Origin of the sequence: Kitasatospora sp. NPDC058032, from assembly GCF_042885845.1 — a bacterium.
Lineage (GTDB): Bacteria > Actinomycetota > Actinomycetes > Streptomycetales > Streptomycetaceae > Kitasatospora.
Genome location: NZ_JBHVRK010000019.1, coordinates 144429 through 157915, shown reverse-complemented (window position 1 = coordinate 157915; position 13487 = coordinate 144429). Strand labels below are relative to the sequence as shown.

General features: G+C 73.5%; 12 protein-coding genes and 1 pseudogene. 6 read left to right on the top strand and 7 right to left on the bottom strand.

The features are described 5' to 3' along the window. Window positions 1–166: pseudogene (locus tag ACFVUH_RS27320) on the bottom strand (pirin family protein); the annotation flags it as partial. 140 nt (window positions 167–306) lie between these two features. Next, complete coding sequence (locus ACFVUH_RS27315) at window positions 307–810, bottom strand: SseB family protein (RefSeq protein WP_380683843.1); 504 nt, start codon at window positions 808–810, stop codon at window positions 307–309. Between the two features lie 225 nt (window positions 811–1035). Between ACFVUH_RS27315 and ACFVUH_RS27310 the strand changes: the two genes are divergently transcribed. Next, window positions 1036–2865 (top strand): acyl-CoA dehydrogenase, encoded by a 1830-nt coding sequence (locus ACFVUH_RS27310; protein ID WP_355362204.1) that lies wholly within the window; start codon window positions 1036–1038, stop codon window positions 2863–2865. Window positions 2866–3179: 314 nt separating this feature from the next. After that, window positions 3180–4493 (top strand): M18 family aminopeptidase, encoded by a 1314-nt coding sequence (locus tag ACFVUH_RS27305; protein ID WP_355362202.1) that lies wholly within the window; start codon window positions 3180–3182, stop codon window positions 4491–4493. A gap of 87 nt (window positions 4494–4580) precedes the next feature. Here ACFVUH_RS27305 and ACFVUH_RS27300 read toward each other — a convergent pair whose 3' ends face one another. The 3 genes from ACFVUH_RS27300 to ACFVUH_RS27290 all read right to left on the bottom strand — a co-directional run bounded on the left by ACFVUH_RS27300 (window position 4581) and on the right by ACFVUH_RS27290 (window position 8098). Continuing rightward, window positions 4581–6398: an NHL domain-containing thioredoxin family protein gene (locus tag ACFVUH_RS27300; RefSeq protein WP_387915868.1), complete on the bottom strand. Its 1818-nt coding sequence runs from the start codon at window positions 6396–6398 to the stop codon at window positions 4581–4583. 62 nt (window positions 6399–6460) lie between these two features. After that, window positions 6461–7690, bottom strand: coding sequence for a glutathionylspermidine synthase family protein (locus tag ACFVUH_RS27295; RefSeq protein ID WP_387915867.1), 1230 nt, complete (start codon window positions 7688–7690; stop codon window positions 6461–6463). A gap of 6 nt (window positions 7691–7696) precedes the next feature. Continuing rightward, the gene (locus tag ACFVUH_RS27290) at window positions 7697–8098 is read right to left on the bottom strand and encodes a hypothetical protein (RefSeq protein WP_355362194.1); all 402 of its coding nucleotides are present in this window, start codon (window positions 8096–8098) and stop codon (window positions 7697–7699) included. A gap of 176 nt (window positions 8099–8274) precedes the next feature. Here ACFVUH_RS27290 and ACFVUH_RS27285 point away from each other — a divergent pair, with 176 nt between their 5' ends. After that, complete coding sequence (locus tag ACFVUH_RS27285; protein ID WP_387915866.1) at window positions 8275–8697, top strand: DUF350 domain-containing protein; 423 nt, start codon at window positions 8275–8277, stop codon at window positions 8695–8697. 61 nt (window positions 8698–8758) lie between these two features. On the opposite strand, the gene ACFVUH_RS27280 is transcribed toward ACFVUH_RS27285, so the two are convergent. Further along, window positions 8759–9112: a helix-turn-helix domain-containing protein gene (locus tag ACFVUH_RS27280; RefSeq protein WP_355362190.1), complete on the bottom strand. Its 354-nt coding sequence runs from the start codon at window positions 9110–9112 to the stop codon at window positions 8759–8761. Between the two features lie 105 nt (window positions 9113–9217). Here ACFVUH_RS27280 and ACFVUH_RS27275 point away from each other — a divergent pair, with 105 nt between their 5' ends. Continuing rightward, window positions 9218–10126, top strand: a complete 909-nt coding sequence (locus ACFVUH_RS27275; protein WP_387915865.1) for an NAD(P)-binding domain-containing protein — start codon at window positions 9218–9220, stop codon at window positions 10124–10126. A 40-nt stretch (window positions 10127–10166) separates the two neighbouring features. Here ACFVUH_RS27275 and ACFVUH_RS27270 read toward each other — a convergent pair whose 3' ends face one another. Beyond that, window positions 10167–11225 (bottom strand): aldo/keto reductase, encoded by a 1059-nt coding sequence (locus tag ACFVUH_RS27270; protein WP_355362186.1) that lies wholly within the window; start codon window positions 11223–11225, stop codon window positions 10167–10169. A 180-nt stretch (window positions 11226–11405) separates the two neighbouring features. On the opposite strand from ACFVUH_RS27270, the gene ACFVUH_RS27265 reads away from it, so the two are divergent. Together ACFVUH_RS27265 and ACFVUH_RS27260 are read left to right on the top strand one after the other, a co-directional pair. Beyond that, entirely contained in the window at window positions 11406–12419 is a 1014-nt protein-coding gene (locus ACFVUH_RS27265; protein ID WP_387915863.1) for a hypothetical protein, read from the top strand. 94 nt (window positions 12420–12513) lie between these two features. After that, entirely contained in the window at window positions 12514–13476 is a 963-nt protein-coding gene (locus ACFVUH_RS27260; protein ID WP_387915874.1) for an NAD(P)/FAD-dependent oxidoreductase, read from the top strand. Window positions 13477–13487: the final 11 nt, after the last annotated feature.

Below are 13487 nucleotides of genomic sequence, written 5' to 3'. Positions count from 1 at the left end.
ACTTGGTGTTGATCTTGGCGAAGGCGCGGCGGACGGGGAAGCCCTCGCCTTCGAAGCCCTCGGGAGCGGTGGCCACGGTGAGGACCGGCCGGGCGCTCGTGACGGCGGGGTCGGGGGTGGCGACGCGCGGGAGGGTCAGCGGGTTGTCGACGGTCACGGCGGGCATGTCGGCCTCCTTCGGGGATTCTCCTCTGGCCTGTGTCCACGAGATTAGTTCAATCCTCAACAAGAAGCAAGTTGAATTTTGAACCAAATCCGCGCGGGTCGACCGGCGGGCGGGGCCGGCGGCCCCCCGACCATCGTCCGTCAGCCGTACATCCGGCGCATGGTGAAGTCGACCATCTGCTCGACCGCCTTGGCGTCGAACACCATCCGGTGCTCGCCCTCCATGTCCAGCGCGAAGCCGTAGCCGGTCGGCAGCAGGTCGAGGACCTCGGCGCCGGTGACGGTGAAGTGCTTGGAGTCCTTGCCGGCGTAGCGGCGCAGCTCCTTCAGCGAGCTGAACATCGGGATGACCGGCGTCGGCGTGTTGTGCAGGGCCAGGAAGCCCGGCCGGTCGCCGCGCGGGCAGTGCACCTTGGAGGTGATGAAGATGGCCTGGAAGTCCTCCACCGCCATCGAGCCGGTGGTGAAGGCCCGCACCGCGTCCGCCAGGGACGGTGGCGAGGGCTCCGGGTAGAGGGACTGCTGTGCGCTCGGCGGCTGCTCGCCGTACGGGCCGGGGCCGGGCATGCCGTTCATGCCCGGCTGCGGCCCCGCCTGCTGCTGGTAGGGATCGCCCGGGTACGCGTTCTGGTCATAGCCGTACACACGGACAGGCTATCGGGAGCGCGGGGCCCCGTGCGGGCGTCGATCCTGACAAGGTGTGGCCGTCCCGGCTTGTGGGACGTGACCACGTTCATACGGTTATCCGCAGAGGATTCACCGACGGGGGCTTGAAACAAGTTACCGCCGGGTAGCATCATAGGCCTACTGGTGGGTACGGGCGCCCGAACGCGGAGATGTCCCGGAAGCGACGAACCGGAGATAACGGCCATGGGTCACTACAAGTCCAACCTGCGGGACGTGGAGTTCAACCTCTTCGAGGTGTTCGGCCGCGAGCAGGTGTACGGCACCGGACCGTTCGCGGAGATGGACGTCGAGACCGCGAAGAACATCCTGAGCGAGATCGCGCGCCTCGCCGAGAACGACCTCGCCGCGTCCTTCGCCGACACCGACCGCAACCCCCCGGTCTTCGACCCGGAGACCAGCACCGCGCCGATCCCGGCGGCCTTCAAGAAGAGCTACCAGACCTTCATGGACGCCGAGTGGTGGCGCCTGGGCATCCCGGAGTCGATCGGCGGCCAGGTCACCCCGAACTCGCTGGTCTGGGCCTTCGCCGAGCAGATCCTGGGCTCCAACCCGGCCATCTGGATGTACTCCTCCGGCCCGGCCTTCGCCGGCGTCATCGCCGAGGAGGGCACCGAGGCGCAGCTGGAGGTCGCCAAGCGGATGACCGACCGGCTGTGGGGCTCCACCATGGTCCTCACCGAGCCGGACGCCGGCTCGGACGTGGGCGCCGGCCGCACCAAGGCGGTCCAGCAGGAGGACGGCTCCTGGCACATCGAGGGCGTCAAGCGCTTCATCACCTCGGGCGAGCACGACATGTCCGAGAACATCATCCACATGGTGCTGGCCCGCCCCGAGGGCGGTAAGCCGGGCACCAAGGGCCTGGGCCTGTTCATCGTCCCCAAGTTCGACTTCGACTGGGAGACCGGCGAGCTGGGCGAGCGCAACGGCGTCTACGCCACCAACGTCGAGCACAAGATGGGCCTGAAGGCCTCGAACACCTGCGAGATGACCTTCGGTGCCAAGCACCCGGCCAAGGGCTGGCTGCTCGGCGAGAAGGTCGACGGCATCCGCCAGATGTTCAAGATCATCGAGTTCGCCCGGATGATGGTCGGCACGAAGGCCATCGCCACCCTCTCCACCGGCTACCTGAACGCGCTGGAGTACGCCAAGGAGCGCGTGCAGGGCGCCGACATCTCGCAGTTCCTGGACAAGACCGCCCCGCGCGTCACCATCACCCACCACCCGGACGTGCGCCGCTCGCTGCTGACCCAGAAGGCCTACGCCGAGGGCATGCGCGCCCTGGTGCTGTTCACCGCGTCCACCCAGGACGACATGGCGGCCGCCAAGCTGCGCGGCGAGCGCGACGAGGCCGCCGAGCGCCTCAACGACCTGCTCCTGCCGATCGTCAAGGGCTACGGCTCGGAGAAGTCCTACGAGCAGCTCGCCCAGTCGCTGCAGACCTTCGGCGGCTCCGGGTACCTCCAGGAGTACCCGATCGAGCAGTACATCCGGGACGCCAAGATCGACACCCTCTACGAGGGCACCACGGCCATCCAGGGCCAGGACTTCTTCTTCCGCAAGATCGTCAAGGACGGCGGCCAGGCGCTCACCGCACTGTCCGAGCAGATCCAGAAGTTCCTCGGCTCCGCCGCGGGCGGCGACGCCCTGGCCGCCGAGCGCGAGCTGCTCGCCAAGGCCGCCGGCGACCTGGAGGCCATCGTCGGCAAGCTGCTCGCCGACCTCTCCTCGGTCGAGCAGGACGTCAAGAACATGTACAAGGTGGGCCTGAACACCACCCGCCTGCTGATGGTCTCCGGCGACGTCGTGGTCGGCTGGCTGCTGCTGCGCCAGGCCGCGGTGGCCCTGGCCAAGCTGGAGGCCGGCGCCTCGGAGAAGGACGTGCCGTTCTACCGGGGCAAGGTCGCGGCCGCCCGCTTCTTCGCCAAGAACGTGCTGCCGACCGTCGCCTCGCAGCGCCTGATCGCCGAGGGCATCGACAACGAGATCATGGAGCTGGCGGAGGAGGCGTTCTGACGCCACCCGTCTCCCGCCGCCGCCCTGCACCGGGCACGCCGCGCGTGACACCTGCCTGACCGCCCGACCCCACCCTCACACCGAAGGGCCCGGTCCTCCCGACCGGGCCCTTCGGCGTGTCCGACGGCCCGGTCGACGGCCCGGCCGACCTGCCGGTGGCCCAGCAGCGGTGAGGGGGGCGTCAGTTCACGGTTCTGTCTGCGTTGTGCATCCGTTGGGATGCTCCGAGTGTCATGTCCGTGTACGGGCATATGCTCAAGGTGCGAGGCCGATCCCCCATTTCGGCCCCGGCCCTCCCTCGACCCAGGAGCAGCATGTCGACCGCCGCCCGCCAGGCCTTCTTCGACCGGACGCACACCGATGACCTGATCGCCTTCCTCGGCACCTCGCCGTCGCCCTACCATGCGGTCGCGAGCGCGGCCGAGCGTCTGGAGAAAGCCGGCTTCCGGCAGGTGCTGGAAACGGACTCCTGGGACGGCGTGGCCGGTGGCCGGTACGTCGTCCGCGGCGGCGCGCTGATCGCCTGGTACGTGCCGGCCGGCGCGGGCCCGGAGACGCCGTTCCGCGTGGTCGGCACGCATACCGACTCGCCCAACCTGCGGGTCAAGCCCCTCCCGGACACCGGGTCGGCGGGCTGGCGGCAGGTGGCGGTGGAGATCTACGGCGGGGTGCCGCTGAACACCTGGCTCGACCGGGACCTCGGCCTCTCCGGGCGGCTCACGCTGCGCGACGGCAGCCGGCGGCTGGTCCAGCTGGACGAGCCGCTGCTGCGCGTGCCGCAGCTGGCGATCCACCTGGACCGCCAGGTCAACGACGGCATGAAGCTGGACAAGCAGCGCCACCTCACCCCGATCTGGGGCCTCGGTCCGGTCGACGAGGGCTCGCTGATCGGCTACGTCGCCGAGCGGGCCGGGGTCGACGCGGCCGACGTGACCGGCTGGGACCTCATGACCCACGACGTCCAGCCCGCCTCCTACCTGGGCCGGGACCGCGAGCTGCTGGCCGGCCCGCGGCTGGACAACCTGCTCTCGGTGCACGCCGCCACCGCCGCGCTGGCCGCGGTGGCCACCGCCGCCGAGACGGACGGCGCCGCGCTGCCGTACATCCCGGTGCTGGCCGCCTTCGACCACGAGGAGACCGGCAGCGAGTCGGACACCGGCGCGCAGAGCCCGCTGCTCGGCAACGTCCTGGCGCGCAGCGTCCACGCGCGCGGCGGCGGCCTGGAGGACCGGGCCCGGGCGCTGGCCGGCACCGTCTGCCTCTCCTCCGACATGGGCCACGCCGTCCACCCGAACTACAGCGAGCGGCACGAGCCGGGCCACCACCCGCTGCCCAACGGCGGGCCGATCCTCAAGGTCAACGTCAACAACCGGTACGCCACCGACGGCGTCGGCCGGGCGGTGTTCGCGGCGGCCTGCGAGAAGGCCGGCGTGCCGTGGCAGACCTTCGTCTCCAACAACGCCATGCCCTGCGGTACGACGATCGGCCCGATCACCGCGGCCCGCCTCGGCATCCAGACCGTGGACTGCGGCATCGCGGCGCTCTCCATGCACTCGGCCCGCGAGCTGTGCGGCGCGGAGGACCCGTACCTGCTGGCGAGCGCGATCAAGGCGTTCCTGGAGGGCTGAGCCCCCAGGACGCAGGAGCAGGACGCAGAACGAACGGGGCCCGGCGCGTGCGAACTCGCCGGGCCCCGTGTCCGTGCCGCGGGCCGGTTACTCCAGGCCCGCCAGCACCAGCGGCAGCCGGCGCGCGCCGTCGGCGGTGAGCTTCACCGGCACGCCCCAGTCCTGCTGGTGGACGTGGCAGGCCGGGTACTCGATCGCCGGGTCGTCGTCGCAGGACGCCGCCATCGCCGAGACATGCAGCACGCCCTCGGTCACCGTGTCGGAGAGCACCAGCTCACGGGAGAGCGCGGAGTCCGCGCCCGCGCCGGAGACCAGCAGCTCGGGCGGGGTGGCGCTGACCAGCAGCCGGGTGGACGGGCCGTAGCGCTCGTCCAGCTTCTGGCCGGTGGGGGCCTGGAAGACCACGTCCAGCCGCAGGGCGCCCGGGGCGACCTCGGTGGCGGCCCGCTGGGTGCGGTGCGCCACCGCGTCCACCCGGACGGCCTCCTCGGGCAGCCGCAGCCGGGTCAGCCGGTGCCGGGCGGACTCGACCACCACGATGTCGCCGTCGGCCAGCACCGCGCCGGACGGCTCGCGCAGGTCGGTGGCCAGCGTGCTGACCTCGCCGCTCGCCGGGTCGTAGCGGCGCAGCGCGTGGTTGTAGGTGTCGCTGACGGCCACCGAGCCGTCCGGCAGCACGGTGACGCCCAGCGGGTGCTGCAGCAGGGCCTGGCCGGCCGCGCCGTCCCGGTGCCCGAAGTCGAACAGGCCGGTGCCGACGGCGCTGTGCACGGTCCTTGTTTCACGTGAAACCCAGCGCAGCGCCGAGGTCTCGGAGTCGGCGACCCAGAGCCGCTCGCCGTCCGCCGAGACCGCCAGGCCGGACGGCTGGGCGAACCAGGCCTCGGCGACGGGGCCGTCGACCAGGCCCTCGTTGGTGGTGCCGGCCGCGACGCCGACGGTGCCGGCGGCCGGGTCGTACGCCCACAGCTGGTGGACGCCGGCCATCGCGATCCACACCCGGCCGTCGAACCACGCGACGTCCCACGGGGAGGAGAGCTCCACCTCGCGGGCCGGTCCCTCGGTCGCCGAGCCCTGCCACCACTGCCGTCCGGTGCCGGCCAGTGTGGTCACCCGGCCGTCGGCGAGCCGGACGCCGCGCAGCGCGTGGTTGACGGTGTCGGCGACGATCACGTCGTAGTCGGCGGTGCCCTCCGGCAGCAGCACCAGGCCCTGCGGCTCGCTGAACCGGGGCGCGGTGCCGTCCACCAGCCCGCGCGCGCCGTCGCCGATCCGGCGCACCACGGTCTCGCCGTCGGCCTCCAGCTCGACGAGCGAGTGGTGGCCGGAGTCGGCCACCAGGAAGTGGCCGTTCGGCAGCCGGACGGCCTTGCCGGGGAACTTGAGGTCCCCGGCGGTCGGCTCGGGCGCCACGTACGGGCCGTCGCCGCGCCGCAGCGTGCCCTTCGCCGCGTGCTCGGCCTCCAGCTCCTCGACCAGCCGGGCGATGGCGTGCGCGTGCCCCTCGCCGGCGTGCTGGGCGACCACGTACCCCTCCGGGTCGATCACCACCAGCGTCGGCCAGGCCCGCACCGCGTACTGCTTCCAGGTCGCGAGCGCCGGGTCGTCCAGCACCGGGTGGTGCACCTCGTACCGGTCCACCGCGTCCACCACGGCCCGGTGGTCGGCCTCGTGCACGAACTTGGGCGAGTGCACACCGACGATCACCACGGTGTCCCGGTGCTTCTCCTCCAGCTCCCGCAGCTCGTCGAGGACGTGCAGGCAGTTGACGCAGCAGAACGTCCAGAAGTCCAGAATGGTGATCTTGCCCCGGAAGTCGGCGAGCGCCAGCTCCTTGCCCCCGGTGTTCAGCCAACCGCCTGCCCCGACCAGCTCGGGGGCGCGTACACGTGCACGAGATGCCATAACCCCATCAAACCGCACGGCGGGTGTCCGCATTCCGGGCACCCGGGGGTGCCCGGACGGGCTCAGACGATGAGGTGGGGCAGGAAGCGGGCGCCCTGGTGGGTGATGGGGCTGTCGTCGGTCTCGCGGATGCCGAGGCCGGCGGCCTCGCCGTCGACCACCCAGGTGCCGAGGACCGGGCGGTTGCCGTCGAAGTCGGGCAGCGGGTGGAGCTGCTGGTAGCAGTGGCCCTCGGCGCCGTAGCGGTCCGGGTCGCCGGCCCAGTCGGCCAGCCGGGTCTCCCGGCCGCCCGGTTCGACGATGCGCACGCCCGCGCCCTCGCGGCCGAGCAGCGGCTTGGCGGCGTAGCCGGGGCCGTCCGGGGCGGCGAGCTCGCGCGGGCCGTCCAGGTAGGCGGGCAGCAGGTTGGGGTGGCCCGGGTTGAGCTCCCACAGGACGGCCAGCAGGGCCTTGTTGGAGAGCAGCATCTTCCAGGCCGGCTCGATCCACATCGTGGAGCCGGTGGAGCCGCCGTGGTCGACGACGTCCAGCAGGCGCTCGCCGAACTCGTCGGAGGCCAGCCACTCCCATGGGTAGAGCTTGAACGCGGCGCGGACGAAGCGGTGCTCCAGGTCGACGAAGCGGCCGGACAGGCCGTCCCAGCCGATGTCCTCCATGGCGATGCCGACCGTCTCGATGCCGGCCTGCTCGGCGCACTCCTGGAGGTAGAGGGTGGTCATCCAGTCCTCGCCCTCGGTGTCGCCGCGCGAGTGCGCGAAGTGCACCGGGCCGGGCGGCAGCAGGTGCTTCTGCCGGGCCCAGGAGGCGACCAGGCGCTCGTGCAGCGAGTTCCACTGGTCGGCGTGCGGGAAGCGCTCCTCCATCCAGAACCACTGCGGGCCGGCCGCCTCGATCAGTGAGGTCGGGGTGTCGGCGTTGTACTCGAACAGCTTCGCCGGGCCGCTGCCGTCGTAGGCGAGGTCGAAGCGCCCGTAGAGAGTGGGCTGTTCGTCGCGGCGGTGCCAGGACTCGGCGACGGCGGCGGCGAGCCGCGGGTCGGTGATGCCGTAGTCGGCGAAGCGGCCGGTGCGCACCACGTGGTCGGCGGCGGCCAGCGAGAGCTCGTGCAGTTCCTCGACCACCTCCTCCAGCGCCTCCACCTCGGGCAGCGAGAACTCGTAGTAGGCGGACTCGTCCCAGTAGGCGTGCGGGCCGCCCTGGTTGCACGGGTCCGAGCACATCGCGTAGACGAGGCCCTGGCCCTCGACGGTGGCCAGCCAGTCGGGACGGGGTTCGACGGTGCGGCGGCGCACGGCGGATCAGCCCCCGCCCGAGCCGCTGGAGCCGGAGGGGCAGCCGAAGCCGCCGCGCTTGGTGGCGGACTTGTCGAAGGTGCCGCCGGTCGCGGTGGTGGAGCCGGAGCCGCAGTAGTACCAGCGGCCGGCGGTGGCGGTGCCCTTGGTGGTGCAGGAGTGGCTGTCCAGGACCTTGAGGGTGGCCGGGTCGACGCAGCGGCTCGGCGGGTTGCCGCCGGAGGAGGACGAGCAGCCGGAGAGGGCGAGCGCGAGGGTGCCGACCATGCCCAGGGTGACGACGCCGGAGCGGCGGCGGGAGGGCGCTGCCGAGGCGTGGCCGCCCGGGGAGGGCGCTCCCGGGGAGGGGGCGTCAGGTCCGGGATCGTCAGGTATCCGGGTGGACGCGGCGGGCGGCGGCTGGGTCATGGCGTCCGATGGTACGCGTGCGGCCCATGGTGCGGGAGGGGTCCGTTCCCGCTCGGAGCCCGACCGCGATGGGTTATCTTTTGCCGATCCTTGACCGTGGGAGGGGGCCCGCGCAACGGGCGGCCCGGCCCGCGGTGAGCGACCTGCGACACGGACCCCGGGGGGCTGGACAACCCATGAACGACATCCTGCACGGTCTCGGCGCGGCGGCGGCCTTCGGCGGCGTCGGCGTGGTCCTGCTGCTGCTCGGCATCGTCCTGGTGGACGCCCTGACGCCCGGCCGGCTCGGCCACCAGATCTGGATGGAGCGCAACCGCAACGCCGCCGTGCTGCTCAGCTCGGCGCTGCTCGGCATCGGCGGCATCGTCTTCACCGCGATCCTCTACACCTACGAGGACTTCGGGAAGGGCCTGGTCTCCACCGCCTGCTTCGGCGTGCTGGGGCTGCTGCTGATGGCCGTCGCGTTCTGGGTGGTGGACCTGCTGACGCCGGGCAAGCTGGGCGCGATCCTGGTCGACCCGGAGCCGCACCCGGCGGTCTGGGTGACCGCCAGCTGCAACCTCGCGGTGGCGGCGATCGTGTCCGCCGCGATCGCCTGAGACGGGCGCGACCGCCCCGGGCCGCCCCGGGCCGCCGCGATCGTCCGGGGTCGGCGGGGCGTCAGGCGGCCGGGTGCGGGACGCCGTTCAGCACGTGCTGCCGGCCCCAGGCGCCCAGCGGCGCCAGCGCCTCGTTGAGCCGCCGCCCGGCCGTCGTGAGCGAGTACTCGACCCGCGGCGGCACCTCGTCGTACGAATCGCGGTGCACGATGCCGTCGGCCTCCAGTTCGCGCAGGTGGGCGGCGAGCACCTTCTCGGTGATCCCCGGCACCTGCCGGCGCAGCTCGCCGAAGCGCAGGCTCGGCCGCTCGGCCAGCGCCCAGAGGATCAGCACCTTCCACTTGCCGCCGATCACGTCCATCGCGGCGTCGATCCCGCACACGTACGCACCGGGCCTCGGCACGGTTGCCGCCATGTCCCGCCCACACCCCTTCGCCGGCCTGCTCGCTCACCTCAGGGTAACCACCCACTCCGAAGTGCGTACTTGATCGTTTCCGGGGGCGGAACGAGGCTGACGGACATGACGCAGAACCTTTCCGACACCGCCTCGAAGGCCTCGCCCGCCCCGCTCACCCTGCTCGGCCTCGGCGCGATGGGCACCGCGCTGGCCGGCGCCTGGCTCGCCGCCGGGCACCCGCTCACCGTCTGGAACCGCACCGCCGCCCGGGCCGAACCGCTCGCCGCCCGGGGCGCCGTCGTCGCCGCCACCGCGGCCGAAGCGGTCGCCGCCAACCGGCTGGTGGTGGTCTGCCTGCTCGACGACGACTCGGTCGAGGAGGCGCTGGCCGGTGCCGACCTCACCGGCCGGGACGTCGTCAACCTGATCACCAGCACCCCCGGCACGGCCCGCGCCCGCGCCGCCTGGGCGACCGGGCGCGGCGCCCGCTACCTGGACGGCGGGATCATGGCCGTCCCGCCGATGATCGGTGTCCCGCAGGCCGGCCCGTACGTCTTCTACAGCGGTTCGCAGGAGCTCTTCGAGGAGCACCGGGCGGCCCTCGCGGCCCCGGCCGACGCCCGCTACGTGGGCGCGGACGCCGGTCTCGCCGCGCTGTACGACGTGGCGCTGCTGAGCGCGATGTACGGGATGCTCGGGGGCGTCGCGCACGCCTTCGCGCTGGTGCGCGGCGAGTCGGTCGACCCGCGCGCGCTGGCCCCGCTGCTCTCCTCCTGGCTCTCCGCGATGACCGGCTCGGTCGCGGCCACCGCCGAGCAGTTGGTGGCCGGCGACTACACCGGTGGCGTCGTCTCCAACCTGGCGATGCAGGTCGCCGGTGTGCCGACCTTCCTGCGCACCGCCGAGGAGCAGGGCGTCAGCCCCGAACTGCTCACCCCCTACTTCGAACTGATGCAGCGCCGCCTCGCCGCCGACCCGGCCCGCCACGGCGTGGAGGACCTCACCGGCGTGATCGACTTCCTGCGTCCCTAGGGCGTGTCTGTCGGACACGCCCTGGGCGCCCGGCGCGTTGTCAGCCGGCCGCCGGGCGGTCGGCGGGGAGGCGGCGGCGCAGGGCCGGGTCGGTGAGGGTGCGGGGCTGCCAGACGCCGTCCGGGGGGTAGACGTCGGTGCCGGGCGGGACGATCGCGTCGATGCGGTCCAGGGTGGCGTCGTCGAGCACGAGGTCGGCGCCCTTGAGGGCCGACTCCAGCTGGCCGAGGGTGCGCGGTCCGATGATCACCGAGGTGACCGCCGGGTGCGCCGCCGGGAAGGCGAGGGCCAGTTCGGGCAGGGTGCGGCCGAGGTCCTCGGCGACGGCGGTCAGCTCCTCGACCGCGGCCAGTTTGGCCTGGTTGACCGGCAGCGCCGGGTCGAAGCGGGCCGGCATCAGGGCGGCCCGGCCGCTGGTCAGGTCGACCGGCCGGTCCTTGCGGTAGCGGCCGGTGAGGAAGCCGGAGGCGAGCGGGGACCAGGTCAGCGCCCCCATGCCGAGCCGCTGCACGGTCGGCAGGACGGCGCGCTCGACGCCGCGGGCGAGCAGCGAGTACGGCGGCTGCTCGGTGCGGAACCGGGGCAGGCCGCGCCGCTCGGCGAGGTGGTGGGCCTCGACGAGGTCGTGGGCGGGGAAGGTCGAGCAGCCGAAGGCGAGGATCTTGCCGGCCCGCACCAGGTCGCCGAGGACGGCGAGGGTCTCCTCCAGGTCGGTGGCGGGGTCGGGCCGGTGCACCTGGTAGAGGTCGATCCGGTCGGTGCGCAGCCGGCGCAGGCTCTCCTCGACCTCGCGGACGATCCAGCGGCGGGAGTTGCCGCCCCGGTTGCGGCCCTCGCCCATCGGGAAGTGCACCTTGGTGGCGAGCACGACGTCGTCGCGGTCGCCGCGGGCCTGCAGGGCCTTGCCGACGATCTCCTCGGACTCGCCGGCCGAGTACATGTCGGCGGTGTCCACGAAGTTGATGCCCGCGTCGAGCGCGGCGTGGACGATCCGGGCGCAGTCGTCGTGGTCGGGGTTGCCGATCGCGCCGAACATCATCGTGCCGAGGCAGTAGGTGCTGACCTCGATGCCGGTGCCGCCGAGGGTGCGGTAGCGCATGGTGGTGGTCCCCCTGGGGTGCGTCGGTGGTGGGTGCGGTTCGCTGATTCCGCTGCCGACCCTAGGAGTTGGAGTGCGCTCCAACGCAAGGCGCTTTCCCGGGGGTTTCCCTCTGCCGGGGGAGCCGGCTCGTCCCGGCGGGCGAGGTGCGGCCGGTCCGGCCGCTGCGAACGTGGCGGTATGACGACGGTGGACGGGCGGTGGCCGGCGGGCCGGTGGCGGCGGGTGGACGGGTGGCGGACCGACGGGCGGGCGGTGGCCGCCTGGGGCGTCGGCTACGCGGTGCTCGGCGCGGGCTGCGCGCTGGGCGGGACACCGCTGTTCGGTGCCGCCGCGGTGGGCTGGGCGGTGGCGGCGGTGGGCCTGGCCGCGGCGGCGGCCGGGGCGGTGCTGGGCGCGGCCGGGCCGGGTCGGGCGGTGCGCGGGGTGCTCTGGACGCTGTGCGGGCTCGCCGCGGCCGGTGCTTTCGGCCTGCTGATGGACGCGATCACGCTGCTGTTCGGCCAGGGCCTGGACAGCGGGCCGGGCGCGGCGGAGCACGCGCTGGCGGCCCTCGGCGCGGGGCTGCTGGCGGCCGCGGCGCGCTCCGGCACCGCGCCGTCCGCCGGCTCGCACTCCGCCGGTCCGCGCTCCGGGGCCTCGCGCCCCGCCCCGTCGGCCGCCTCGGGAACGGTGCAGCTCGCGGCGCTCGCGGGGAGCGCGGCGTTCGTGCCGTACGTGGTGATGAAGCTGTGCTGGGCCTCCGGCGGCACCTTCGCCGGGATGAGCGGCGCCGAGATGCACGCCGCCTCCGTGCGCAACGGCGCCTCCGGGGTCTGGCTCACCCTGGAGTCCTGGGGGCTGGACGGGACCGCGCTGCTGGCGGGCCTCGGGGTGTTCCTGCTCTGGGGGCTGGTCCGCCCCTGGGGGCAGGTGTTCCCGCGCTGGACCCTCCCGCTGGCCGGCCGCCCGGTCCCGCGCTGGCTGCCGCTGCTGCCCGCCCTGCTGGGGGTGGCCACCCTGGCGCCGTACGGGGCGGTGGGTGTCGGCTGGTCGGCGCTGGCCACGGCGGGGGTGGTGGAGGTGCCGCGCGGTGACTTCCCGACGGCGGCGGACACCCTGCTGGTCGCCTGGATCGGCCTGGGCGCGTTCGCCGTGTACGGGGCGGCCCTGGCGGTGGCGGCCCGTTCGTACTGGCGGCGCACCGCCCGCTGACCGACCGGGCGGGTGTTGCTGAAACAGCAACGAAAGTTGCCTCCCGCCCGGCGGTCGGCGCAGCCTGGCGGTGGAGGTGATCGCCGTGAGCGAGATGCGAAACGGGACCGTTCCCGAGAGTTCCACCGCCACCGACGGCTATGACGTCGTGGTGGTCGGCGGCGGTGCCGCCGGGCTGAGCACGGCCCTGGTGCTGGCCCGGGCCTGCCGCCGGGTGGCCGTGGTGGACGCCGGTCAGCCGCGCAACGCCCCGGCCGAGCGGATGGGGGGCTTCCTCTCCCGGGACGGCATGCCCCCGGCCGCGCTGCTGGAGACCGGCCGCGCCGAACTGGCGGGGTACGGGGTCGACCTGCTCGACGCCCGGGTGGACCACGTCGAGCCGGTGCCGGCCGCGGACGCGCCCGCCTTCGACGTCCACCTGGCCGGCGGCCCGGCCCTGCGCACCCGCCGGGTGGTGGTCGCCACCGGTCTGCGCGACGGCCTGCCGGAGCTGCCGGGCCTGGCCGAACGCTGGGGCCGCGACGTGCTGCACTGCCCGTACTGCCACGGCTACGAGGTCCGCGACCGCCCGCTCGGCGTGCTGGGCACCCACCCGGGCGCGGTGCACCAGGCGCTGCTGCTGCGCCAGTGGTCGGCGGACGTGGTGCTGCTCGCGCACACCCTGGAGCCGTCCGCGGACGACCGCGCCCGGCTCGACGTCCGGGGCGTGCGGGTCGTCGAGGGCGAGGTCAAGCGGGTGGTGGTCACCGACGACCGGCTGCGCGGCGTCGAACTGGCGGACGGTACGGCCGTGCCGCGCGAGGCGGTGTTCCTCTTCCCGCGCATGGTGCCCCGGGACGCCCTGCTGTTCGGCCTGGACTGCGAGCGTGACGAGCAGGGCTGGGTGACCACCGACCGCACGGGCCGCACCAGCGTGCCCGGGGTGTGGGCGGTGGGCAACGTCGCCGACCCGCGCGCCCAGGTGGTCACCGCCGCCGGAGCGGGCGCCGCGGCGGCGTTCGCGCTCAACCACGACCTGGTGGACGAGGACGTCGAGCGCGCCCTCGTCGCAGCCTGAACCGACCCACC

Bases quoted from the DNA above. Each gene is read 5' to 3' on its own strand.
- ACFVUH_RS27310 (WP_355362204.1), top strand. From the start codon at position 1,036: ATGGGTCACTACAAGTCCAACCTGCGGGACGTGGAGTTCAACCTCTTC.
- ACFVUH_RS27305 (WP_355362202.1), top strand. From the start codon at position 3,180: ATGTCGACCGCCGCCCGCCAGGCCTTCTTCGACCGGACGCACACCGAT.
- ACFVUH_RS27300 (WP_387915868.1), bottom strand. From the start codon at position 6,398: ATGGCATCTCGTGCACGTGTACGCGCCCCCGAGCTGGTCGGGGCAGGC.
- ACFVUH_RS27290 (WP_355362194.1), bottom strand. From the start codon at position 8,098: ATGACCCAGCCGCCGCCCGCCGCGTCCACCCGGATACCTGACGATCCC.
- ACFVUH_RS27285 (WP_387915866.1), top strand. From the start codon at position 8,275: ATGAACGACATCCTGCACGGTCTCGGCGCGGCGGCGGCCTTCGGCGGC.
- ACFVUH_RS27280 (WP_355362190.1), bottom strand. From the start codon at position 9,112: ATGGCGGCAACCGTGCCGAGGCCCGGTGCGTACGTGTGCGGGATCGAC.
- ACFVUH_RS27275 (WP_387915865.1), top strand. From the start codon at position 9,218: ATGACGCAGAACCTTTCCGACACCGCCTCGAAGGCCTCGCCCGCCCCG.
- ACFVUH_RS27270 (WP_355362186.1), bottom strand. From the start codon at position 11,225: ATGCGCTACCGCACCCTCGGCGGCACCGGCATCGAGGTCAGCACCTAC.
- ACFVUH_RS27265 (WP_387915863.1), top strand. From the start codon at position 11,406: ATGACGACGGTGGACGGGCGGTGGCCGGCGGGCCGGTGGCGGCGGGTG.
- ACFVUH_RS27260 (WP_387915874.1), top strand. From the start codon at position 12,514: ATGCGAAACGGGACCGTTCCCGAGAGTTCCACCGCCACCGACGGCTAT.